Genomic DNA, 22,332 nt, shown 5'->3' on the forward strand with positions numbered 1-22,332 from the left:
AACACTGCCTTCCACCTTCAAGGACATTTCATGCAAGAACAGAACCCCCCAGAGCGATTACAGCGCGGGTTGAAGAATCGCCATATCCAGTTGATTGCCCTGGGTGGCGCCATCGGTACCGGCCTGTTCCTGGGTATTGCCCAGACCATCCAGATGGCCGGTCCGGCCGTGCTGCTGGGGTATGCGATTGCCGGCCTGATGGCGTTCTTTATCATGCGCCAGCTGGGCGAGATGGTGGTCGACGAGCCGGTAGCCGGCAGCTTCAGCCACTTTGCCCACCGCTACTGGAACGAGTTCGCCGGTTTTGTTTCCGGCTGGAACTACTGGGTGGTCTATGTGCTGGTCGGCATGGCCGAGCTGACGGCCGTGGGTATCTACGTGCAGTACTGGTGGCCGGACTTCCCGACCTGGGCGACGGCGGCGATCTTCTTCGTGGTGATCAACCTGATCAACCTCACCCAGGTGAAGGTCTACGGCGAAATGGAGTTCTGGTTCGCCCTGGTCAAGGTCATCGCCATCGTCAGCATGATCGGCTTTGGCGCCTGGCTGCTGGCCAGCGGCAATGGCGGGCCGGACGCCAGCGTCGCCAACCTCTGGCAGTACGGCGGCTTCTTCCCCAACGGCTTCAGCGGTTTGCTGATGGCCATGGCGGTGATCATGTTCTCCTTCGGCGGCCTGGAACTGGTCGGTATCACCGCTGCCGAAGCCGACAACCCGCGCCACAGCATCCCGCGTGCCACCAACCAGGTGGTCTATCGCATCCTGATTTTCTACATCGGCGCCCTGGCGGTGCTGCTGTCGCTGTACCCGTGGCAGAAGGTGGTGCAGGGCGGCAGCCCGTTCGTGATGATCTTCCACAACCTGGACAGCAACCTGGTAGCGACCATCCTCAACGTGGTGGTACTGACCGCCGCGCTGTCGGTGTACAACAGCTGCGTGTACTGCAACAGCCGCATGCTGTTCGGTCTGGCCAGCCAGGGTGACGCGCCGCGTGCGCTGCTCAAGGTCAACCGCCGTGGCGTGCCGCTGACGGCCCTCGGTGTTTCTGCCCTGGCCACCGGCTTGTGCGTGCTGATCAACTACCTGATGCCGGGCGAAGCCTTCGGCCTGCTGATGGCCCTGGCGGTTTCGGCGCTGGTGATCAACTGGGCCAGCATCAGCATTACCCACCTTAAATTCCGCCGCGCCAAGCAGGCGTCGGGCGAGTCGACCTTCTACAAGAGCTGGGGCCACCCGGTGACCAACTACCTGTGCCTGGCGTTCATCGGGCTGATTCTGGTGGTGATGTACCTGACCCCGCCGATCCGCATTTCGGTGATGCTGATCCCGGCCTGGATCGCCACCCTGGGTGTGGCGTTCTGGCTGAAGAAGAAAAGTCAGAAGGCCGTCGTCGTCAGCAACTGACGGCCTTGGCGCAAGTGATCGATCAGCTCTGCGGGTAGCTGTCGATCACTTCCTGGGCGGCGCGAAAGGCATCGACCGCTGCCGGCACGCCGGCGTACACCGCGCAGTGCAGCAGCGCCTCGCGAATTTCCTCGACCGTACAACCGTTGTTCAGGGCGCCACGCACGTGGCCCTTGAGCTCCTGCGGGCATTTGAGTGCGGTGAGGGCGGCGAGGGTGATCAGGCTGCGGGTTTTCAGCGGCAGGCCTTCGCGGCTCCAGACGCTGCCCCACGCATGTTCGTTGACGAAATCCTGCAGCGGCTGGCTGAAGTCGGTGGCATTGCTCAAAGCGCGATCGACGAAGGCATCGCCCATGACCTGGCGGCGAACCTGTTCGCCGGATTTGTTGTTGTCGCCCATGTTGTTTTCCTTAGTGTTGGCGGCGCCAGGCACGCAGGGTGGTGTACAGCAGCAACGCCCCCAGTGCTGGCAATGCGTAGAACAGCATCAGTTTTTCAAGCCGGCTGGCCAGCGGCATGCCGGTGGTGAAGGCCACCACATGCAGACCATAAGCCAGGTACAGGCAGAGGAACACCAGCCCTTCGGCGCGGGTCACCCGGTAACCGGAGTAGAACACCGGCAGCGCCAGCACCGCGACCCCGAGCATCACCGGCAGGTCGAAGGCCAGGGCATTGGGCGAGATCGACAGCGGCTCGGGGGCGACCAACGCGGTCAGGCCGAGCACCGCCAGCAGGTTGAACAGGTTGCTGCCGATCACGTTGCCCACGGCGATCTCCCGCTCGCCACGCAGGGCGGCGATCAGCGAGGTGGCCAGTTCCGGTAGCGAGGTGCAGACCGCGACCACAGTCAGGCCGATGACCCGTTCCGACAGGCCCAGGTCCTGCGCCACCTCTACCGCTGCCTCCAGCAGCAGATGACCGGCCAGGCTGAGCAGGCCAAGCCCGGCCAGCATCAGCAGCACACTACCAAGCCAGAACCGGCCGCCACGCTGCGGGCGCGGTCCGGGGGACGGGTAGGTGCGCGCGTGGTGGCGGGACTGGTGCCAGAGGATCGCCAGGTAGCCGAACAGGCCACACAGCAGCAGGGCTCCTTCCAGGCGCCCGAGCAGTTCGTTGAAGGCCAGCAGGTACACCGCCAGGCTCGCGGCGATCATCAGCGGGATATCCAGGCGAACCAGCTGGCGCGAGACCCGCAGCGGGATGATCAGCGCGGCCAGGCCCAGGGTCACGAGAATGTTGAAGATGTTACTGCCGATCACGCTGCCGACCGCGACATCCGGCGCGCCGGTGTAGGCCGCCTGCAGGCTGACGGTCAGTTGCGGCGCGCTGCTGCCGAATGCCACCAGGCTCAGGCCGATGATCAATGGCCGCACTTGCAGGCTGGCGGCCAGGCGCAGGGCGGCGCGCACCAGCAGTTCGGCGCCGGCGATCAGCAACAGCAGGCCGATGCTCAACTGCAGCAGGCTGAAAGTGGGTAAAGCGGCCAGGTCGAAAATGGTCGGGCTCCGGGGTCAGGTCAATCGCTGAGACTTTGTACCCGTACGCGCGCGGTTCCGCTACGGATCATCCCGAGTTTATCCGCGGCGGCGCGCGACAGGTCGATCAGCCGGCCACGGGTATGCGGGCCGCGGTCGTTGATGCGCACCACGACGCTGCGTTCGTTGTTGAGGTTGGTGACCTTGACCCGCGTGCCGAAGGGCAGGCTGCGGTGGGCGGCGGTCATGCCGTGCTGGTTGAAAGGCTCGCCACTGGCGGTGCGTTTACCGTGGTGACGGGAGCCGTAATAGGAGGCGGTGCCGGTCTTGTCGTAACCGCGGGGGTCGATATCGTGGCTGGCGCAGCCGGCCAGCAGGGTGAAAAGCGCGAGTGCGCTGAGGGGACGCCACATGTATGCAGATGCTCCGTAGGGTGGCCATCGCGGGTCAAGTCGGTGCGGCGCCCCGACTTGACCCGCGATTTAGCAGGCGACGCAATTACCCTTCGAGCTTGCTCTTGAGCAATTGGTTCACTTGCTGCGGGTTGGCCTTGCCTTTGGAGGCTTTCATGGCCTGGCCGACGAAGAAGCCGAACATCTTGCCGCGCTTGGCTTCATCCGCAGCGCGGTATTGCTCGACCTGCTCGGCGTTGGCGGCCAGCACTTCGTCCAGGACCTTCTCGATCGCACCGCTGTCGGTGACCTGCTTGAGGCCCTCGGCTTCGATGATCTGGTCGGCATCGCCGTCGCCGGCGGCCATCTTCTCGAACACCACCTTGGCAATCTTGCCGCTGATGGTGTTGTCGAGGATGCGCTTGAGCATGCCGCCCAGGTGCTCGGCAGTGACCGGCGACTGGTCGATCTCCAGGCCCAGCTTGTTCAGCAGGCTGCCCAGCTCGACCATGACCCAGTTGGCGGCAAGCTTGGCGTCGCCGCACACACCGACCACCTGTTCGAAGTAGTCGGCCTGTTCGCGGCTGGTCGCCAGGACGTTGGCGTCATAGGCCGAAAGGCCGAACTGGCTCTGGAAGCGCTCACGCTTTTGCGGTGGCAGTTCCGGCAGGGTGGCGCGCACCTCTTCAAGGAAGGCGCTTTCGATGACCACCGGCAGCAGGTCCGGGTCGGGGAAGTAACGGTAGTCGTTGGCTTCCTCCTTGCTGCGCATGGAGCGGGTCTCGTCCTTGTTCGGATCGTACAGGCGGGTTTCCTGGATGACCCGGCCGCCGTCTTCGATCAGCTCGATCTGGCGCTGCACTTCGGTGTTGATCGCGCGCTCGATGAAGCGGAACGAGTTGACGTTCTTGATCTCGCAGCGGGTACCGAACTCGGCCTGGCCCTTGGGGCGTACCGAGACGTTGCAGTCGCAACGCAGCGAGCCTTCGGCCATGTTGCCGTCGCAGATGCCCAGGTAGCGCACCAGGGCGTGGATGGCCTTGACGTAGGCCACGGCCTCCTTGGCGTTGCGCATGTCCGGCTCGGAGACGATCTCCAGCAGCGGGGTGCCGGCGCGGTTGAGGTCGATGCCGGTGGAGCCGCTGAAGTCTTCGTGCAGGCTCTTGCCGGCGTCTTCTTCAAGGTGCGCACGGGTGATGCCGACGCGCTTGACCGTGCCGTCTTCGAGGGCGATGTCCAGGTGGCCCTTGCCGACGATCGGCAGTTCCATCTGGCTGATCTGGTAGCCCTTGGGCAGGTCGGGGTAGAAGTAGTTCTTGCGCGCGAACACGTTGTGCTGGCCGATCTCGGCATCGATGGCCAGGCCGAACATGCAGGCCATGCGCACCGCTTCCTGGTTGAGCACCGGCAGTACGCCGGGCATGCCCAGATCGATCAGGCTGGCCTGGGTGTTCGGCTCGGAGCCGAAAGTGGTGGCGCTGCCGGAGAAAATCTTCGACTGGGTGGCGAGCTGGGTGTGAATCTCCAGCCCGATGACAACTTCCCATTGCATGTGGTGATCCCTCAGAAGCCGTTAGGTGCGCGAGTGTGCCAGTCAGTCACTTGCTGGTAGCGGTGCGCGACGTTGAGCAGGCGGCCTTCGTGGAAATACGGTGCCAGCAGCTGCACGCCAACCGGCAGACCATCGACGAAACCGGCCGGCATCGACAGGCCTGGCACGCCGGCGAGGTTGGCGGTGATGGTGTAGAAGTCTTCCAGGTACTCGGCGACCGGGTCGTTGTTCTTGGCGCCGATCTTCCAGGCCGGGTTTGGCGTGGTCGGGCCGAGGATCACGTCGACGTCGTTGAACGCCGCCATGAAGTCGTTCTTGATCAGGCGGCGGATTTTCTGTGCCTGCAGGTAGTAGGCATCGTAGTAACCGGCCGACAGGGCGTAGGCCCCGACCATGATCCGGCGCTGTACTTCAGGGCCGAAGCCTTCGCCGCGGGAGCGCTTGTACAGGTCGGTGAGGTCGACCGGGCTCTCGCAGCGGTAGCCGAAACGTACACCGTCGAAACGCGACAGGTTGGACGAGGCCTCCGCCGGGGCGATCACGTAGTAGGCCGGGATGGCGTGCTGCATGTTCGGCAGGCTGATTTCCTTGACCACCGCGCCGAGCTTTTCCAGCTCCTTGACGCTGGCCTGGACCAGGTCGGCGATGCGCGGGTCGAGGCCGGCACCGAAGTATTCCTTCGGCAGGCCGATGCGCAGGCCCTGGAGCGAGGCGTTGAGGCTGGCGCTGTAGTCCGGCACCGGTTCGTCGATGCTGGTGGAGTCCTTGGCGTCGAAACCGGCCATGCCTTGCAGCAGCAGCGCGCAGTCTTCGGCAGTGCGGGCCAGCGGGCCGGCCTGGTCGAGGCTCGAGGCGTAGGCGATCATGCCCCAGCGCGAAATCCGACCGTAGGTCGGTTTCAGCCCGGTCAGGCTGGTCAGCGCTGCCGGCTGTCGGATCGAACCACCGGTGTCGGTGGCGGTGGCGCCAGGCAGCAGGCGCGCAGCAACCGCGGCCGCCGAGCCACCGGACGAACCGCCCGGCACGTGCTCGAGGTTCCACGGGTTTTTCACCGCACCGTAGTAGCTGCTCTCGTTGGCCGAACCCATGGCGAATTCGTCCATGTTGGTCTTGCCCAGGGTCACGGCGCCAGCTTCGGCCAGCTTGCTGACCACGGTGGCGTCGTACGGCGCCTTGAAGTTGTCGAGCATCTTCGAGCCGCAACTGGTGCGGATGCCCTGGGTGCAGAACAGGTCCTTGTGGCCGATCGGTGCACCGAGCAGGGCGCCGCTCTCGCCGGCGGCGCGGCGGGCGTCGGCGGCCCGGGCCTGGCTGATGGCCAGGTCTTCGGTGACGCTGATGAAGCTGTTGATTTGCGGGTCGAGCTGGTTGATGCGCGCCAACAGGGCGCGGGTCAGCTCTTCGGAAGAAAACTTCTTGTCGGCGAGTCCGCGGGCGATCTCGGCCAGGGTCAGTTGATGCATGGCAGGCTCTATTCCCTTACTCGATGACTTTCGGAACCAGGTACAGGCCGTTTTCCGTCGCCGGGGCGATGGCCTGGTAGCTGTCGCGATGGTTACTTTCTGTTACCACGTCGGCGCGCAGGCGCTGGGTGGCTTCCAGAGGGTGGGCCAGTGGCTCGATGCCAGTGGTGTCGACCGCTTGCATCTGGTCGACCAGTCCCAGAATACTGTTCAGGGCATCGGTAGTGCGTGGCAGATCGGCTTCATTCAGGCCCAGTCGGGCCAAATGAGCGATCTTTTCCACGTCGCAGCGTTCAAGCGCCATGGGGATCTCCTGGGAAAACAGAAACGGATTTGCTCCGCGATGAGGAACATGCTGGCAGTATTACGGTCATAAGGCCGCGATCATGTGCAGGCTTGCTCGGAAAAACCGCCAATTTAACATATTGGTGCCTTGCCCAAAATCCCCGCCGTTGTTAGAGTTTGCCGCACTTTTTTACCCACGCGTTGCCTAGGGTCACTTTCCCATGTTCAAGAAACTGCGTGGCATGTTTTCCAGCGATCTTTCCATCGACCTGGGCACTGCCAACACCCTTATTTACGTGCGTGAGCGCGGTATCGTCCTGAATGAGCCATCGGTTGTGGCCATTCGTACTCACGGCAACCAGAAAAGTGTCGTCGCTGTCGGTACCGAGGCAAAGCGCATGCTGGGCCGTACGCCTGGCAACATTGCTGCCATTCGTCCGATGAAAGACGGCGTGATCGCCGATTTCAGCGTTTGCGAAAAAATGCTGCAGTACTTCATCAACAAGGTTCACGAAAACAGCTTCCTGCAGCCAAGCCCGCGGGTACTGATCTGCGTGCCGTGCAAATCGACCCAGGTCGAGCGCCGGGCCATTCGTGAGTCGGCGCTGGGCGCCGGTGCCCGTGAAGTGTTCCTGATCGAAGAGCCAATGGCCGCCGCCATCGGTGCCGGCCTGCCGGTCGAGGAAGCCCGCGGTTCGATGGTCGTCGATATCGGTGGTGGTACCACTGAAATCGCGCTGATCTCCTTGAACGGTGTGGTCTACGCCGAATCCGTACGAGTCGGTGGCGACCGTTTCGACGAAGCCATCGTCACCTACGTGCGCCGCAACTACGGCAGCCTGATCGGTGAGTCCACCGCCGAGCGCATCAAGCAGGAAATCGGTACCGCCTATCCGGGTGGCGAAGTTCGTGAAGTCGATGTCCGCGGCCGCAACCTGGCCGAGGGCGTGCCACGTGCCTTCACCCTGAACTCCAACGAAGTGCTGGAAGCGTTGCAGGAATCCCTGGCGACCATCGTCCAGGCGGTCAAGAGCGCCCTGGAGCAGTCGCCGCCGGAGCTGGCTTCGGACATCGCCGAGCGTGGCCTGGTGCTGACCGGTGGTGGCGCCCTGCTGCGCGACCTCGACAAGCTGCTGGCACAGGAAACCGGCCTGCCGGTAATCGTCGCCGAAGACCCGCTGACCTGCGTAGCTCGCGGTGGTGGCCGTGCCCTGGAAATGATGGACAAACACACCATGGACCTGCTCTCCAGCGAATAAGCCGGAGCCCGCAGTTCACGCCGCCCGGTTTACAGGTAGTGCCCACAGTGCTACCTGTATGTGCTGGGCTGACGTCCGTGTGGGCGTCGTTTTCCGTCAATCCGCAAGCAGGCCGGTGCGTTGCCGTATGAATGACCTCTTGAATCGTCGTCCACGAGGAGCGGCCCATTAAACCGCTTTTCGCCAAGGGCCCTTCGCTGGGCGTACGCCTGCTCGTGCTGGTTGTGCTGTCGATCACCCTGATGGTGGTCGACGCGCGCTTCACCCTGCTCAAGCCAATGCGTAGCCAGATGGGCCTGGTGCTGATGCCGTCCTACCTGGTTACCGATCTGCCCCAGCGCGTGTGGCAGGGGGTTGCCAGCCAGTTTGGCAGCCGTACCGAACTCGCCGCTGAAAACGAAAAACTCAAGACCGAAGCCTTGCTCCTGCAAGGTCGCCTGCAGAAGCTGGCGGCCCTGACCGAGCAGAACGTGCGCCTGCGCGAGTTGCTCAACTCCTCGGCGCTGGTCAACGAGAAGGTCGAAGTTGCTGAGCTGATCGGCGTCGATCCCAATCCTTTCACTCACCGGATCCTGATCAACAAGGGCGAGCGCGATGGCGTGGTCCTCGGTCAGCCGGTGCTCGACGCGCGTGGCCTGATGGGCCAGGTGGTCGAACTGATGCCCTACACCTCGCGGGTACTGCTGCTGACCGACACCACTCATAGCATTCCGGTGCAGGTCAACCGCAACGGCTTGCGGGCAATTGCCAGCGGTACCGGCAACCCCGAGCGCCTCGAACTGCGCCATGTAGCCGACACCGCCGACATCAAGGAAGGCGACCTGCTGGTCAGCTCCGGCCTCGGCCAGCGCTTCCCGGCCGGTTACCCGGTGGCCACGGTCAAGGAAGTGATCCACGACTCAGGCCAGCCGTTTGCCATTGTCCGGGCGATTCCGACCGCTGCGCTCAACCGCAGCCGTTACTTGCTGCTGGTGTTCACCGATAGCCGCTCGCCCGAGCAACGTGCCAGCGATGCCGCGATTGCCCAGGAAGAGGCTGATCGCCAGGGCCTGCCCGCTTCGGCGGCCGCGCCTGCGCCTGGCAGCGCCCCGGCTGCACCGGCTGCGGCCACCCCGGCGCCGGCTGCCACGACGCCAGCCGCACCGGCAACCAGTGCCCATCCGCCCGCCACGGCAGCCCCCGCAGCCCCTGCTGCGGTTCCCGGCGCGCCAGTCATTACCCGGGAGAGACACTGATGGTAAGCACCCGCAGCCGTAATGGCTGGGTCATCTGGCTGAGCTTTCTGATCGGCATGCTGCTCAGCGTGTCGCCCATGCCGCAGTTCGCCGAAGTGTTCCGGCCGATGTGGCTGGCCCTGTTGCTGGCCTTCTGGACCCTGGCCGTGCCGCACCGGGTCGGGATGACCACTGCATTCGTCCTCGGCCTGGCTGAGGATGTGCTGTATGGCACCTTGCTGGGGCAGAACGCCCTGGTGCTGACCCTGATCACTTTCCTGGTGCTGTCGTTGCAACAGCGCCTGCGGATGTTCCCGATGTGGCAGCAGAGCCTGGTGATCCTGGTGATTTTCGGCCTGGCCCAGTTGATCCAGCTGTGGCTCAGCGCCCTGACCGGCAACCGCTTGCCGACCCTGGCGCTGATCTGGTCGGCGGTCATCAGCGCCTTGCTCTGGCCGTGGATCAGCTATGGCCTGCGTGGTCTGCGCCGACGCCTGAGCATCAACTGAGCACTCACATTCAACGCTGACAGGGAGACGTCAAGATGACCCTGCTGTACCTGGCCTCTGGCTCGCCACGCCGCCGTGAGTTGCTGACCCAGATCGGTGTTCCCTTTACTTCGCTCAGTGCCGCGATCGACGAGACGCCGCTGCCCGCAGAGGCTGCAGCAGCTTACGTCGAGCGTCTGGCGCGGGAGAAAGCGTGCGCTGGCCTTGCGTCACTACCCGAAGGTAGCGAGGGCCCGGTAGCAGTGCTGGGCGCCGATACCGCCGTGGTGCTCGAAGGTCGAATTCTCGGTAAACCGCAAAACCGCGAAGATGCCCTGGCCATGCTGGCAGCCCTGTCCGGGCACGAGCACCAGGTAATGACGGCGGTGGCCGTGGCCGATCATCAGCGTTGCCTGAGCGTCAATGTCACAAGCCGTGTGCGGTTTCGCCCCATCAGTGCCGAGGAAGCCGAGGCCTACTGGGCCAGCGGCGAACCTGCCGACAAGGCCGGAAGCTACGCCATTCAGGGCCTGGGGGCGGTGTTCGTGCAGCGCCTTGAAGGCAGCTATTCGGCCGTGGTCGGCCTGCCCTTGAACGAAACCGCCGAACTGCTCGGTCAATTCGCCATCCCCTGCTGGCAGCGTCTGCCGGCCTGTTGAGCGAGGATTAGCCAGAACTGCCCTAGCCAGTCGCCCGCGAGCGATCCATGATTACTGAAGTCCTTTGACGAGAGCCTGCCATGAGTGAAGAGATTCTGATCAACATCACACCGATGGAATCACGCGTGGCGGTGGTGGAGAACGGTGTACTGCAGGAGGTGCATGTCGAGCGCACCCAGCGCCGTGGCATCGTCGGCAACATCTACAAAGGCAAGGTGGTGCGGGTACTGCCGGGCATGCAGGCGGCCTTCGTCGACATCGGCCTGGACCGTGCGGCGTTCATCCACGCCTCGGAAATCTCCCTGCGCGAAGGCTCGTCGGTCGAGAGCATCAGCGCGCTGGTGCACGAAGGCCAGAGCCTGGTGGTGCAGGTGACCAAGGACCCGATCGGCTCCAAGGGCGCGCGCCTGACCACCCAGCTGTCGATCCCGTCGCGCTACCTGGTGTACATGCCGCGCACCAGTCATGTCGGTATTTCGCTGAAGATCGAAGACGAAGCCGAACGCGAGCGCCTCAAGCAGGTGGTGACTGACTGCATCGCCCAGGAAAATATCCAGGATGCCGGTGGTTTCATCCTGCGTACCGCCGCCGAAGGCGCCGGGGCCGATGAAATCCTCATGGACATCCGCTACCTGCGCAGGCTCTGGGAGCAGATCGGCGCGCAGATCAAGACCGTCGGCGCGCCGACCGAAATCTACGAAGACCTCGGCCTGGCCCTGCGCACTCTGCGCGATCTGGTTAACCCGAAAATCGAGAAGATCCGCATCGATTCGCGGGAAACATTTCAGAAAACCACGCAGTTTGTCGCCGAATTGATGCCGGAAATCGCCGATCGTCTGGAACACTACCCGGGCGAGCGACCGATCTTCGACCTCTACGGCGTCGAAGACGAGATCCAGCGCGCCCTGGACCGCAAGGTGCCGCTCAAATCCGGCGGTTACCTGGTAGTCGACCCGGCCGAGGCGATGACCACCATCGACGTCAATACCGGGGCTTTTGTCGGCCACCGCAATCTTGAAGAGACCATCTTCAAAACCAACCTCGAGGCGGCCACCGCCATTGCCCGGCAACTGCGCCTGCGCAATATCGGCGGGATCATCATCATTGACTTCATCGACATGGAAGATGAAGAGCACCAGCGCCAGGTACTGCGGACCCTGGAAAAACAGCTGGAGCGCGACCACGCCAAGACCAACATCATCGGCATCACCGAGCTGGGCCTGGTGCAGATGACCCGCAAGCGCACCCGCGAAAGCCTCGAGCAGGTACTCTGTGAGCCCTGCTATTGCTGCCAGGGCCGGGGCAAGCTGAAAACCCCCGAGACCGTCTGTTACGAAATTTTCCGCGAGATCCTCCGCGAAGCCCGCGCCTACCAGGCTGAAGGCTACCGGGTGCTGGCCAACCAGAAGGTGGTCGACCGCCTGCTGGATGAAGAATCGGGTAACGTTGCCGAACTTGAAGCCTTCATTGGTCGAACCATTCGCTTCCAGGTCGAGTCCATGTATTCCCAGGAACAATATGATGTGGTGCTCCTCTGACTCGGTCTGAACAACATTGCGCAGTGCGCCGGCTGGCAAACCGCCGGGTTGCGGCCATAGTTAAGGCACGATCTGGAGGGCCACAGGCATGGAACGACTGATGCGCGTTCTCGGCGCCTTGACCCGCTGGGGGTTGGGCATCAGTGCCTTGCTGGCGGTGTTGGTGGCGCTTTATGTCAGTCTCGGCCGGCAGTTCATCCCGCTGGTGGCCGAGTACCGTGCCGAGGTCGAGGACAAGGCCGAGCAAGCCTTGGGCCTGCCGGTGCATATCGGTGCCCTGGAAGGGCACTGGAGCGGCCTGGCGCCGATCGTGCGGGTACGCGATATCCAGGTCGGCGAAGGGCCCAGTGCCCTGCGCCTGGACGGCGTCAGGCTGGTGCCGGACCTGTGGGCCAGCCTGGTCGAGCGCCAGGTGCGCCTGGCCAACCTCGAAGTTGGCGGCCTGCAACTGAGCCTGCGCGAGGACCAGAACGGCGCCTGGGCCCTGGAAGGCCTGCCGAAAAAAGACGACAAACCACTCGACCCCGAGCAACTGCTCAAGCAGATCCAGGTGGTGTCGAAAGTCACCGTGGTCGACAGCCAGGTGACCCTAGAGCCGTTCCAGCGCGAACCCATGACCCTCACCTACGTCAGCCTCGGCCTGCAGACCGGCAGTGTGCGCCAGCGCCTGGACGCGCGGCTGACCTTGCCCGATGGCCAGCCACTGGCGTTGAGCCTGCGCAGCCGGATTCGCCCCAGCCAGTGGCGCGACGGTGAAATCGATGCCTACCTGAGCCTGCCGCAAAGCGACTGGGCGCGCTGGCTGCCGCCACGCCTGCTGGGCCAGTGGCAGGCCACTGAGCTGCGCGCCGGTGGCGAGCTGTGGCTGAACTGGGGCAAGGGCCAGTTGCAAAGCGCTGTGGTGCGCCTGAATGCGCCAGAGCTGCGCGGCAATCATGCCGAACGCAAGCCCGTGCAGATTGACAACCTGGCCCTCAATGCCTGGTTCCAGCGCGGCGACAAGGGCCTGGAGGTGCTGGTCGACTCGCTGGCCATGAGTCTGGGCAAGACCCGCTGGGAATCCCATGTGCAGCTCAAGCAGACGGCCGCGACCGAGTCGAGCGAGGAAACCTGGGCGATCCAGGCCGACCGTCTCGACCTGACCCCGGTTACGCCGCTGATCGACGCGCTGGCGCCGCTGCCGGAAAAACTCATGGCCGTGGTCGATGGCCTCAAGGTCACCGGGGCCTTGCGTAACGTGCGCCTGGATGTGCGGCCTAAAGCCACCGGCGACCAGCGCCTGAGTTTTGCTGCCAACCTTGAGCGGGTTGGCTTTGACGCCTATCACGGTGCACCGGCTGCCGGTAATGTCAGCGGCAGTATCAGCGGTGACCTCGGCCAGGGCGAACTGCGCCTGGATACCGATGCCTTCATGCTGCACCTGTACCCGATCTTCGAGAAACCCTGGCATTACCAGAAAGCCAACGCACGCCTGACCTGGCGCCTGGACCAGGAAGGCTTCACCCTGATCGCGCCGTACCTGAAGGTGCTGGGCGAGGAGGGCAAGATTGCCGGCGACTTCCTCATTCGCCTGCTGTTCGATGAAACCCGTGAAGACTACATGGACCTGCGCGTCGGCCTGGTCGACGGCGATGGCCGCTACACCGCCAAGTACCTGCCCGAAGTACTAAGCCCGGCGCTGGATGAATGGCTGCGCACGGCGATCCTCAAGGGCGCGGTCGATGAGGGTTACTTCCAGTACCAGGGCTCGCTCAACCACGGCGCCTCGGAGCAGGCCCGCAGTATCAGCCTGTTCTTCAAAGTCCATGACGCCGCCCTGGATTTTCAGCCCGGCTGGCCTCAGGTGCAGAAAGTCGCCGGTGACGTGTTTATCGACGACGATGGTGTGCGCATCAAGGCGCAAAGCGGACAGTTACTCAATACTCAGGTACGCAACGTCGAGGTCAACATTCCCCATGTTGCCGCCGGTGAACACAATCACCTGTACCTGGACGGCGAATTTGACGGCGGGCTTGGCGACGGCCTGAAGATCCTCCAGGACGCGCCTATCGGCACCGGGCCGATGTTTGCCGGCTGGGAGGGCGAGGGCGATCTCAAGGGCAAGCTCAAGCTGGATATTCCCCTGGCCAAAGGCCAGCAACCCAAGGTGGTCGTTGACTTCAATGTTCGCGATGCACGGCTGAAGATCGCTTCACCTGCCCTGGAACTCCATCAGCTCAAGGGTGACTTGCGCTTTGACTTCGACAAAGGCTTGAGCGGCGAGAACATCAGTGCGCGGGCTTTCGACAAGCCGATCACCGCGCAGATCTTTGCCGAAGGCAAGCCCGGGCAGATGCAGACCCGCATCAACGCCAAAGGGCAGATGCCGCTCAAGTCACTGACCGACTGGCTGCAGGTCAAACAGGCCCTGCCGCTTTCCGGGGAGCTGCCTTACCAGTTGCAGGTCAGCCTGGGCAGCCGCGACAACACCTTGACTGTCGATTCCAGCCTCAAGGGCCTGGCGGTGGATTTGCCCGCGCCGTTCGGCAAGGCCGCCAACGAGACCCGCAACAGCCAGTTCAGCATGGGGCTGCAGGGGCCGGAGCGGCGCTTTAATGTCACTTATGCCGACGTTGCCAAGGCCATCTACGCCGCGCCCATGGACAAGCTCGACCAGGGCCGCGGTGAACTGCTGTTCGGCGCCGGTACCGCACAGTTGCCGCCTGGCCAGGGCCTGCGTGTGCGCGGTCGCCTGGCCGAGCTGGACCTGGAGCCCTGGCAGAAGCAGTTCGAGCGCTTTGCCGGCAACGACCCGGGTGGCAGTGCCAAGCAGACGCTGCGTGGCGTCGACCTGAGTATTGGCCAGCTCAAGGGCTTTGGCCTGAACCTGGCGCAGGCGGTGGTGCGTGTCGATCGCGGTGGCAACCTCTGGGTCGTGCGCCTGGACAGCAAGGAAGTCATCGGTAACGCGCGGATCCCGGATGCCAAGGGCGCGCCGATGGTAATCAACCTGCAGACCATTCACCTGCCGGCCGCCGACCCCGCCGAAGCGTCTTCCGATGACGGCCCGGACCCGATGGCGAGTATTGATCCGCGCAAGATTCCGGCCGTTGATCTTTCCATCGACAAGCTGTTCCGTGGCGATGACCTGCTCGGCAGCTGGGCGGTCAAAGTTCGTCCGACTGCCAAGGGCATCGCCCTCAATGACCTCGATGTCAGTGTCAAAGGCCTGCAGATCGACGGTAATGGCGGTTGGGAAGGGGCGCCAGGGGCGAGCAGCAGTTGGTACAAGGGCCGTCTGGAAGGCAAGAACCTGGCGGACATCCTCAAGGCTTTCAACTTTGCGCCGACCGTCACCAGCCGGGACTTTCGCCTGGATGTCGACGGCCGCTGGCCCGGCTCGCCAGCCTGGGTCGGCCTCAAGCGCTTCTCCGGCAGCCTCGACGCCGCCCTGCGCAAAGGCCAGTTCGTCGAAGTCGAAGGTGGCGCCCAGGCCCTGCGCGTGTTCGGCCTGCTCAACTTCAACTCGATTGGCCGGCGCCTGCGTCTGGACTTCTCCGACCTGCTCGACAAGGGCCTGAGCTACGACCGGGTCAAAGGCCTGCTGGTGGCCAGTGAAGGGGTGTATGTGACCCGCGAACCGATCACCGTCACCGGCCCCTCCAGCAACCTTGAGCTGGACGGCACCCTGGACATGGTCCGTGACCGGGTCGACGCCAACCTGCTGGTGACCCTGCCGGTGACCAACAACCTGCCGATTGCCGCGCTGATCGTCGGTGCGCCGGCCATCGGCGGGGCGCTGTTCCTGGTTGATCGCCTGCTCGGTGACCGGGTGGCGCGCTACGCCAGCGTGCATTATCGCGTCGAAGGTCCGTGGAAAGAGCCTAAGATAAGCTTTATCAAACCTTTCGAAAAATCACGCTAGGAGCCGGGATGAAGTCAGCGGTTATCCAGATGGTCAGCCAGAGCGACGTTCTGGCCAACCTGGTGCGCGCCCGGCAACTGCTTGAGCAGGCAGCCGCAGGCGGTGCACGGCTTGCCGTGCTGCCGGAGAACTTCGCTGCCATGGGCCGGCGCGACAGCGCCGCAATCGGCCGCGCCGAAGCGCTGGGCGAAGGCCCGATCCTGCCCTGGTTGAAACAGACCGCCCGTGACCTCAAGTTATGGATAGTGGCCGGGACCTTGCCGCTGCCGCCGGTCGGCCAGGCCGAAGCCAAGGCCCATGCCTGCTCGTTGCTGATCGATGAGCACGGTGAGCAGGTGGCGCGCTACGACAAGCTGCACCTGTTCGATGTCGATGTCGCCGATAACCGTGGCCGCTATCGCGAATCCGATGACTACGCCCATGGCGGCCAGGTAGTGGTCGCCGATACCCCGGTCGGGCGCCTGGGCCTGAGCGTCTGCTATGACCTGCGCTTCCCCGAGCTGTACAGCGCGCTGCGCGAGGCCGGGGCTGAGCTGATCAGTGCGCCGTCGGCCTTCACCGCCGTGACCGGTGCCGCGCACTGGGAAGTGTTGATTCGCGCGCGGGCGATTGAAACCCAGTGTTATGTCCTGGCCTCGGCCCAGGGCGGAACTCACCCGGGGCCCCGGGAAACCTATGGCCATGCGGCGATCGTCGACCCCTGGGGGCGCATCGTCGCCGAACAGGCCAGCGGCGAAGCCGTGCTGCTGGGCGAACGTGACAGCAGCGAACAGGCGTCCATCCGGGCGCGGATGCCGGTGACCTTGCACCGGCGCTTTTTCTCGCAGGACGCCTTGCGGCCTGCGCACACCTCGGAGTGACTATGAGCGAGATGTTATCCACTGTCAGCGAACACCTGCTGGCGCCGGGCGGCCTGACCCTCGACAGCCTGCAGTCAGTGCTGGGCGAGCTGGCCGGGCCAGGCATCGATGCCGCCGACCTGTACTTCCAGGGGCAGATTTCCGAATCCTGGGCGCTGGAAGACGGCATCGTCAAAGAAGGCAGTTTCAACCTCGACCAGGGCGTGGGCGTACGTGCCCAGTCCGGCGAGAAGACCGGTTTTGCCTACAGCAACGCCATCAACCTCGAAGCCCTGACCTCGGCGGCCCGCGCCGCGCGCTCGATTTCCCGTGCCGGGCAGAACGGCAGCGTGCAGGCGTTCAACAGCCAGGACGTTACCCAGCTGTATGGCACCGACAATCCGCTTGAGGTCATCAGCCGCGCCGACAAGGTCGAGCTGCTCAAGCGTGTCGACGCCGCCACGCGCAAGCTCGATCCGCGTATCCAGCAAGTCACCGTGAGCATGGCCGGGGTCTGGGAGCGCATCCTGGTCGCCGCCGCCGATGGCAGCCTGGCCGCCGACATTCGCCCGCTGGTGCGTTTCAACGTCAGTGTCATCGTCGAGCAGAACGGCCGTCGCGAGCGCGGCGGTCACGGTGGCGGCGGGCGTACCGACTACCGCTATTTCACCGACGAACGGGTCATGGGCTATGCCCGTGAGGCCCTGCGCCAGGCGCTGGTCAACCTCGAAGCCATCCCGGCGCCGGCCGGTACCCTGCCGGTGGTGCTCGGCTCCGGCTGGTCGGGCGTATTGCTGCACGAAGCGGTCGGCCATGGCCTGGAGGGTGATTTCAACCGCAAGGGCAGTTCGGCCTACAGCGGCCACATGGGCGAGAAGGTGGCTTCGAGCCTGTGCACCATTGTCGATGACGGCACCCTGGAAGGTCGTCGCGGATCACTGAGCGTCGATGACGAAGGTACCCCGACCGAGTGCACCACGCTGATCGAGAACGGCATCCTCAAGGGCTACATGCAGGACAAGCTCAACGCCCGCCTGATGGGCATGGCCCGCACCGGCAACGGCCGACGCGAATCCTACGCGCACCTGCCGATGCCGCGCATGACCAACACCTACATGCGTGCCGGCGAAAGCGACCCGGCAGAAATCATTGCCTCGGTGAAAAGGGGTATTTACTGCGCCAACCTCGGCGGTGGCCAGGTGGACATCACCAGCGGCAAGTTCGTGTTCTCCACCAGTGAGGCGTACCTGATCGAAGACGGCAAGATTACCGCGCCGGTCAAAGGCGCAACCCTGATCGGCAACGGGCCGGAAGCCATGAGCCGGGTATCGATGGTCGGCAACGACCTGTCGCTGGACAGCGGTGTCGGTACATGCGGCAAGGATGGTCAGTCGGTGCCGGTAGGCGTTGGCCAGCCGACCCTGAAGATCGATGCGATCACCGTCGGTGGCACCGGCGCTTGAAGATGAAACCGGGCAGGCAGGGCGCCTGCCCGTGTGCGGGGTTCAACGCAGGCCGCGTTGGACCTCGTCGAGTTCGCGGATGTACTTGAAGATCTTGCGGCTCGCGCTTGGCGGCTTGTTGCGCGCCAGCTCGTGCTGGGCCTGGCGGATCAGCGAGCGCAGTTGCTGGCGATCGGCATCGGGGTATTCCTGGACGAACTTCTCCAGGACCTCGTCGGTACCATCGATCAGCCGGTCACGCCAGCGTTCAAGGTTGTGGAAGCGCTCGTTGTATTGGCGCGAGGAGGCGTCGAGCTGGTCAAGCAGGGCATTGATCGCGTCGATGTCCTGGTCGCGCATCAGCTTGCCGATGAACGACTTGTGACGCCGTTTGGCCTCGTTCGCGGTGTGCCGCTTGTGCTCTTCCAGGGCCGCGCGCAACTCGTCGGTCAACGGCAGTTTGGCCAGGGTATCGGGCTTGAGCAAGGTAAGGCGCTCGCCCATCTCGACCAGCGCCTGCATTTCGCGCTTGACCTGGGTTTTGCTTTTTTCGCCGTCAAAGGCGGTGTCGTAAGAATCAACCATGGGGGCAGTCCGCTGAGAATCGCCGCCATGATAACCAGTCGGGGGCCGCTTGTCCGGTCCGGTCGTAGATTGACCCGCGCCGAACGCAGAATTTGAGTGGAGAAAACCATGAGTGCAGTCCAGAGCGTAGGTCCGCAGGCCCTGCCGGCGTTGCAGGAACAGGTCGAACAGATCATTGCCGAAGCCCGGCGCCAGGGTGCCAGCGCCTGCGAAGTGGCGGTATCGCTGGAGCAGGGGTTGTCGACTTCGGTGCGCCAGCGTGAAGTCGAGACCGTCGAATTCAACCGTGACCAGGGTTTTGGCATCACCTTGTACGTGGGCCAGCGCAAAGGCTCGGCGAGCACCTCGGCCAGCGGCAGCGAGGCGATCCGGGAAACCGTCGCCGCCGCCCTGGCAATTGCCAAGCACACTTCCGAAGACGAGTGCGCCGGGCTTGCCGATCCGGCGCTGATGGCCCGCGAGCAGGCGGATTTCGACCTCTATCATGCCTGGGACATCACCCCTGAGCAGGCCATCGAAAAGGCCCTGGAGTGCGAAGCCGCAGCTTTCGATGCCGATGCGCGGATCAAGAACGCCGACGGCACCACCCTCAACACCCACCAGGGCTGTCGCGTGTATGGCAACAGCCATGGCTTTATCGGCGGCTACGCTTCGACCCGGCACAGCCTGAGCTGCGTGATGATTGCCGAAGCCGACGGGCAGATGCAGCGCGACTACTGGTATGACGTCAATCGCCAGGGCGAATTGCTCGCCGACCCGCGCAGCATCGGTATCCGCGCTGCGCAACGGGCAGCCAGCCGCCTGGGCGCGCGTCCGGTACCCACCTGTGAAGTGCCGGTACTGTTCTCGGCCGAGCTGGCAGGGGGGCTGTTCGGCAGCTTCCTTTCGGCGATTTCCGGCGGCAACCTGTACCGCAAGTCTTCGTTCCTCGATGGTGCCATGGGCCAACGGCTGTTCCCGACCTGGCTGACCCTGGACGAGCGCCCGCACCTGCAGCGTGCCCTGGGCAGCGCCGCGTTCGATGGTGACGGCCTGGCCACCTATGCCAAGCCATTCGTTGAAAACGGCCAACTGGTGTCCTACGTGCTGGGTACCTATTCCGGGCGCAAGCTGGGCTTGCCGAGCACCGCCAACGCCGGCGGCGTGCACAACCTGTTCGTCACCCATGGGGTCGAAGACCAGGCTGCCCTGCTGCGGCGCATGGGTCGTGGACTGCTGGTTACCGAGCTGATGGGCCATGGTCTGAACATGGTCACCGGCGACTACTCGCGCGGTGCTGCAGGCTACTGGGTAGAAAACGGCGAGATTCAGTTCGCCGTTCAGGAAGTGACGATCGCCGGTAATATGAAGGATATGTTCCATCAAATTGTCGCGATTGGTAATGATCTGGAAACCCGCAGCAATATTCACACAGGCTCGGTGCTGATCGAGCGGATGACCGTCGCGGGCAGTTAACGCCCGGTGTTGCTCCCCCTTCGAAGCCCGGCCATGTGTCGGGCTTTTTGTTTTTCTTTTTTCATTTTGTTGAACTGATTCTGATTATCACTTAATAATGAATATCATTATCTAGGCGATGATGTTCATGAAACCAGTCCTCCACGAATTGCCCTATCTGGAAAACTGGCGCTGGCTGAGCCGGCGCATTCGCTGTGCACTCGATCCGGACGAGCCGCGCCTGATCGAGCACTACCTCACCGAAGGCCGTTACCTGGTGTGTTGCACCGATACCAGCGCCTGGACTATCGCCTTGACTTCATTCCGCCTGCTGCTGGACACCGCCTGCGATCGCGCGCTGCCCTGGCATTGGCGCTGCCTGTGCCTGGACCAGGCCTGGCGGCCGCTGCTGGAGCTGCGCAACCTCGATCGGCGCGAAAACAACCAGCGCTGGCAGCCCTTCGCCCTGCAACTGGCGAACTGCGTACTGCTGCCTTCGATTTCCTACGATGAACTGATGCAAGGACTTGATGATGAGTAATACCCGTATCGAGCGCGACAGCATGGGTGAACTGCTGGTGCCAGCCGAGGCCCTGTATGGCGCCCAGACCCAGCGCGCGGTAAACAACTTCCCGATCAGCCAGCAACGCATGCCGACCCAGTTCATTCGCGCACTGCTGCTGGCCAAGGCTGCTGCGGCCAAGGCCAACATCGAGCTCAAGCAACTGGAGCAGGTCCGCGGCGAGGCGATCGTCAAAGCCGTGGAGCAGTTGCTGGCCGCTGACTTCATGCAGCATTTCCCGGTGGATATCTTCCAGACCGGCTCCGGTACCAGTTCGAACATGAACGCCAACGAGGTGATCGCGACCCTGGCCAGCCGCGTGCTGGGCGATACGGTCAACCCCAACGATCACGTCAACTGCGGGCAAAGCAGCAACGACATCATCCCCACCACCATTCATGTCAGTGCCGCGCTGGCCCTGCACGAGCAGTTGCTGCCGGCGCTGCAGCATCTGGTCAAGGTGATCGACGCCAAGGCCGAGCAGGTGCATCCGTTCATCAAGACCGGCCGCACCCACCTGATGGATGCCATGCCGGTGCGCATGAGCCAGGTGCTGGGTGGATGGTCGGCGCAAGTCAAGGCGGCCATTGCTCATCTGCAAGCCACCTTGCCAAGCCTGCAAGCCCTGGCCCAGGGCGGCACCGCCGTGGGCACTGGCATCAATGCCCATCCTGAGTTCGCTGCGCGCTTCAGCCAGCAACTGACAGTGCTTACCGGCGTCGAATTTGTTCCGGGGCACAACCTGTTCGCCTTGATTGGTTCGCAAGACACCGCAGTGGCGGTATCCGGCCAGCTCAAGACCACCGCTGTGGCACTGATGAAAATCGCCAACGACCTGCGCTGGATGAACTCCGGGCCGCTGGCCGGCCTGGGCGAAATCGAGCTCGAAGGCTTGCAGCCGGGCTCTTCGATCATGCCAGGCAAGGTCAACCCGGTAATCCCGGAAGCGACTGCCATGGTCGCCGCGCAGGTGATCGGCAACGACGCGACCATCGCCGTGGCCGGGCAGTCGGGCAACTTCGAACTCAACGTGATGCTGCCGATTATTGCCCAGAACCTGCTCAGCAGCATCGAGCTGATGGCCAATGCCAGCCGCTTGCTGGCCGACAAGGCGATTGCCAGCTTCACGGTCAATGAACCCAAGCTCAAGGAAGCCCTGGCGCGCAATCCGATTCTGGTCACTGCCCTGAACCCGATCATCGGCTACCAGAAGGCTGCCGAAATCGCCAAGACCGCTTACAAGCAAGGCCGCCCGATTATCGACGTAGCCCTCGAAAACACCGACCTGCCGCGCAGCCAGCTTGAAGCGCTGCTAGATCCGGAAAAGCTCACCGCCGGCGGGATCTGAGCCGGCCCACCGCTCTGGAGGTTTGTCATGCAGCACTGGAAACGCACCACCGAAATTGCCAACCGCCTGTTCGAACAGGGCGAGTTGGTCGATGCCCGCGAGTTGTATCTGCAAGCCCTGGCGCTTGCCCAGGTGTTGTTCGAACGCTGGCATGACGCCGACGAAGCGGTGGCCGTGTGCGTCATCGCCCACCACAATCTGGCTGACCTGCACCTGCGGCTGAATCAGCCGCAGGAAAGCGCCGAGTACCTGTGCGCCATTCACCAGCGGTTGTTGCAGACCGCCCAGGACCCGCGCATGGCGCCGATACTGCGCGAAGCTGCGTTGCGCCACAGCAGCAAGACCTACACCGAGTTGCTGAGCTTCATCAGCGAGTACGGCCAGTACCCGCGTACCGAACGTCTGCTCTACCGGCACGAGCCGCAGCCGGCCCTGCATGCCGGCCAGGAAAGCGCCGCGCCTTCAGTCCTACAATATGGAATCCAGTGA

The 22,332-nt window shown here is 63.7% G+C and carries 20 protein-coding genes; 13 read left to right on the forward strand and 7 right to left on the reverse strand.

Going from position 1 to position 22,332, the window contains the following annotated elements; genetic code table 11:
• Positions 1-30 precede the first annotated feature (30 nt).
• Complete coding sequence (locus LOY22_RS04725) at positions 31-1,404, forward strand: amino acid permease (protein ID WP_045196293.1); 1,374 nt, start codon at positions 31-33, stop codon at positions 1,402-1,404.
• A gap of 22 nt (positions 1,405-1,426) precedes the next feature.
• On the opposite strand, the gene LOY22_RS04730 is transcribed toward LOY22_RS04725, so the two are convergent.
• From LOY22_RS04730 to gatC, 6 genes are all read right to left on the reverse strand, one after another.
• The gene (locus LOY22_RS04730) at positions 1,427-1,804 is read right to left on the reverse strand and encodes a carboxymuconolactone decarboxylase family protein (protein ID WP_045196295.1); all 378 of its coding nucleotides are present in this window, start codon (positions 1,802-1,804) and stop codon (positions 1,427-1,429) included.
• A 10-nt stretch (positions 1,805-1,814) separates the two neighbouring features.
• Complete coding sequence (locus LOY22_RS04735; RefSeq protein ID WP_045196297.1) at positions 1,815-2,858, reverse strand: calcium/sodium antiporter; 1,044 nt, start codon at positions 2,856-2,858, stop codon at positions 1,815-1,817.
• Positions 2,859-2,920: 62 nt separating this feature from the next.
• Entirely contained in the window at positions 2,921-3,292 is a 372-nt protein-coding gene (locus LOY22_RS04740) for a septal ring lytic transglycosylase RlpA family protein (protein WP_093388150.1), read from the reverse strand.
• A gap of 85 nt (positions 3,293-3,377) precedes the next feature.
• The gene (gatB, locus tag LOY22_RS04745) at positions 3,378-4,823 is read right to left on the reverse strand and encodes an Asp-tRNA(Asn)/Glu-tRNA(Gln) amidotransferase subunit GatB (RefSeq protein ID WP_045196301.1); all 1,446 of its coding nucleotides are present in this window, start codon (positions 4,821-4,823) and stop codon (positions 3,378-3,380) included.
• Positions 4,824-4,834: 11 nt separating this feature from the next.
• Positions 4,835-6,286 carry an Asp-tRNA(Asn)/Glu-tRNA(Gln) amidotransferase subunit GatA gene (gatA, locus tag LOY22_RS04750; protein ID WP_093388153.1) on the reverse strand — a complete coding sequence of 484 codons (1,452 nt, stop codon included), beginning with the start codon at positions 6,284-6,286 and terminating at the stop codon, positions 4,835-4,837.
• A gap of 16 nt (positions 6,287-6,302) precedes the next feature.
• On the reverse strand, positions 6,303-6,590 hold the full coding sequence (gatC, locus tag LOY22_RS04755; RefSeq protein ID WP_045196305.1) for an Asp-tRNA(Asn)/Glu-tRNA(Gln) amidotransferase subunit GatC: 288 nt from the start codon (positions 6,588-6,590) through the stop codon (positions 6,303-6,305).
• 202 nt (positions 6,591-6,792) lie between these two features.
• Here gatC and mreB point away from each other — a divergent pair, with 202 nt between their 5' ends.
• The 8 genes from mreB (at position 6,793) to tldD (ending at position 17,935) form a co-directional block, all read left to right on the forward strand.
• Positions 6,793-7,830 (forward strand): rod shape-determining protein MreB, encoded by a 1,038-nt coding sequence (gene mreB, locus LOY22_RS04760; protein ID WP_008371426.1) that lies wholly within the window; start codon positions 6,793-6,795, stop codon positions 7,828-7,830.
• 167 nt (positions 7,831-7,997) lie between these two features.
• On the forward strand, positions 7,998-9,065 hold the full coding sequence (gene mreC, locus LOY22_RS04765) for a rod shape-determining protein MreC (RefSeq protein WP_093388156.1): 1,068 nt from the start codon (positions 7,998-8,000) through the stop codon (positions 9,063-9,065).
• On the forward strand, positions 9,065-9,553 hold the full coding sequence (gene mreD, locus LOY22_RS04770) for a rod shape-determining protein MreD (RefSeq protein WP_045196310.1): 489 nt from the start codon (positions 9,065-9,067) through the stop codon (positions 9,551-9,553). Before mreC ends, mreD begins: the two co-directional genes overlap by 1 nt.
• 35 nt (positions 9,554-9,588) lie before the next feature.
• On the forward strand, positions 9,589-10,191 hold the full coding sequence (locus tag LOY22_RS04775) for a nucleoside triphosphate pyrophosphatase (RefSeq protein ID WP_093388159.1): 603 nt from the start codon (positions 9,589-9,591) through the stop codon (positions 10,189-10,191).
• A gap of 80 nt (positions 10,192-10,271) precedes the next feature.
• Complete coding sequence (gene rng, locus LOY22_RS04780; protein ID WP_045196314.1) at positions 10,272-11,729, forward strand: ribonuclease G; 1,458 nt, start codon at positions 10,272-10,274, stop codon at positions 11,727-11,729.
• A gap of 88 nt (positions 11,730-11,817) precedes the next feature.
• Positions 11,818-15,633, forward strand: coding sequence for a YhdP family protein (locus LOY22_RS04785; protein ID WP_258596572.1), 3,816 nt, complete (start codon positions 11,818-11,820; stop codon positions 15,631-15,633).
• An 8-nt stretch (positions 15,634-15,641) separates the two neighbouring features.
• A complete protein-coding gene (locus tag LOY22_RS04790) occupies positions 15,642-16,493 on the forward strand; it encodes a carbon-nitrogen hydrolase family protein (protein ID WP_258596574.1) in 852 nt (283 codons plus the stop codon).
• 2 nt (positions 16,494-16,495) lie between these two features.
• Positions 16,496-17,935, forward strand: coding sequence for a metalloprotease TldD (tldD, locus tag LOY22_RS04795; protein ID WP_093388168.1), 1,440 nt, complete (start codon positions 16,496-16,498; stop codon positions 17,933-17,935).
• Positions 17,936-17,977: 42 nt separating this feature from the next.
• On the opposite strand, the gene yjgA is transcribed toward tldD, so the two are convergent.
• A complete protein-coding gene (gene yjgA, locus LOY22_RS04800; RefSeq protein WP_045196322.1) occupies positions 17,978-18,499 on the reverse strand; it encodes a ribosome biogenesis factor YjgA in 522 nt (173 codons plus the stop codon).
• A 108-nt stretch (positions 18,500-18,607) separates the two neighbouring features.
• On the opposite strand from yjgA, the gene pmbA reads away from it, so the two are divergent.
• The 4 genes from pmbA to LOY22_RS04820 all read left to right on the forward strand — a co-directional run bounded on the left by pmbA (position 18,608) and on the right by LOY22_RS04820 (position 22,332).
• The gene (gene pmbA / locus LOY22_RS04805; protein WP_258596578.1) at positions 18,608-19,954 is read left to right on the forward strand and encodes a metalloprotease PmbA; all 1,347 of its coding nucleotides are present in this window, start codon (positions 18,608-18,610) and stop codon (positions 19,952-19,954) included.
• Between the two features lie 118 nt (positions 19,955-20,072).
• A complete protein-coding gene (locus tag LOY22_RS04810; protein ID WP_082075425.1) occupies positions 20,073-20,474 on the forward strand; it encodes a FagA protein in 402 nt (133 codons plus the stop codon).
• On the forward strand, positions 20,467-21,843 hold the full coding sequence (locus LOY22_RS04815; RefSeq protein ID WP_258596585.1) for a lyase family protein: 1,377 nt from the start codon (positions 20,467-20,469) through the stop codon (positions 21,841-21,843). The genes LOY22_RS04810 and LOY22_RS04815 overlap by 8 nt, the downstream gene beginning before the upstream one ends.
• Before the next feature lie 27 nt (positions 21,844-21,870).
• Positions 21,871-22,332: a hypothetical protein gene (locus tag LOY22_RS04820; protein WP_093388174.1), complete on the forward strand. Its 462-nt coding sequence runs from the start codon at positions 21,871-21,873 to the stop codon at positions 22,330-22,332.

It is taken from the genome of Pseudomonas sp. B21-035 (assembly GCF_024748945.1).
In the GTDB taxonomy this organism is placed as follows: domain Bacteria; phylum Pseudomonadota; class Gammaproteobacteria; order Pseudomonadales; family Pseudomonadaceae; genus Aquipseudomonas.

Excerpts from the sequence above, each read along its gene's own strand:
- LOY22_RS04810 (WP_082075425.1), top strand. The coding sequence starts at position 20,073 with ATGATGTTCATGAAACCAGTCCTCCACGAATTGCCCTATCTGGAAAAC.
- LOY22_RS04730 (WP_045196295.1), bottom strand. The coding sequence starts at position 1,804 with ATGGGCGACAACAACAAATCCGGCGAACAGGTTCGCCGCCAGGTCATG.
- LOY22_RS04725 (WP_045196293.1), top strand. The coding sequence starts at position 31 with ATGCAAGAACAGAACCCCCCAGAGCGATTACAGCGCGGGTTGAAGAAT.
- LOY22_RS04740 (WP_093388150.1), bottom strand. The coding sequence starts at position 3,292 with ATGTGGCGTCCCCTCAGCGCACTCGCGCTTTTCACCCTGCTGGCCGGC.
- rng (WP_045196314.1), top strand. The coding sequence starts at position 10,272 with ATGAGTGAAGAGATTCTGATCAACATCACACCGATGGAATCACGCGTG.
- gatB (WP_045196301.1), bottom strand. The coding sequence starts at position 4,823 with ATGCAATGGGAAGTTGTCATCGGGCTGGAGATTCACACCCAGCTCGCC.
- LOY22_RS04820 (WP_093388174.1), top strand. The coding sequence starts at position 21,871 with ATGCAGCACTGGAAACGCACCACCGAAATTGCCAACCGCCTGTTCGAA.
- tldD (WP_093388168.1), top strand. The coding sequence starts at position 16,496 with ATGAGCGAGATGTTATCCACTGTCAGCGAACACCTGCTGGCGCCGGGC.
- mreD (WP_045196310.1), top strand. The coding sequence starts at position 9,065 with ATGGTAAGCACCCGCAGCCGTAATGGCTGGGTCATCTGGCTGAGCTTT.
- pmbA (WP_258596578.1), top strand. The coding sequence starts at position 18,608 with ATGAGTGCAGTCCAGAGCGTAGGTCCGCAGGCCCTGCCGGCGTTGCAG.
- mreB (WP_008371426.1), top strand. The coding sequence starts at position 6,793 with ATGTTCAAGAAACTGCGTGGCATGTTTTCCAGCGATCTTTCCATCGAC.
- LOY22_RS04815 (WP_258596585.1), top strand. The coding sequence starts at position 20,467 with ATGAGTAATACCCGTATCGAGCGCGACAGCATGGGTGAACTGCTGGTG.
- LOY22_RS04785 (WP_258596572.1), top strand. The coding sequence starts at position 11,818 with ATGGAACGACTGATGCGCGTTCTCGGCGCCTTGACCCGCTGGGGGTTG.
- gatC (WP_045196305.1), bottom strand. The coding sequence starts at position 6,590 with ATGGCGCTTGAACGCTGCGACGTGGAAAAGATCGCTCATTTGGCCCGA.
- gatA (WP_093388153.1), bottom strand. The coding sequence starts at position 6,286 with ATGCATCAACTGACCCTGGCCGAGATCGCCCGCGGACTCGCCGACAAG.
- LOY22_RS04775 (WP_093388159.1), top strand. The coding sequence starts at position 9,589 with ATGACCCTGCTGTACCTGGCCTCTGGCTCGCCACGCCGCCGTGAGTTG.
- yjgA (WP_045196322.1), bottom strand. The coding sequence starts at position 18,499 with ATGGTTGATTCTTACGACACCGCCTTTGACGGCGAAAAAAGCAAAACC.
- LOY22_RS04790 (WP_258596574.1), top strand. The coding sequence starts at position 15,642 with ATGAAGTCAGCGGTTATCCAGATGGTCAGCCAGAGCGACGTTCTGGCC.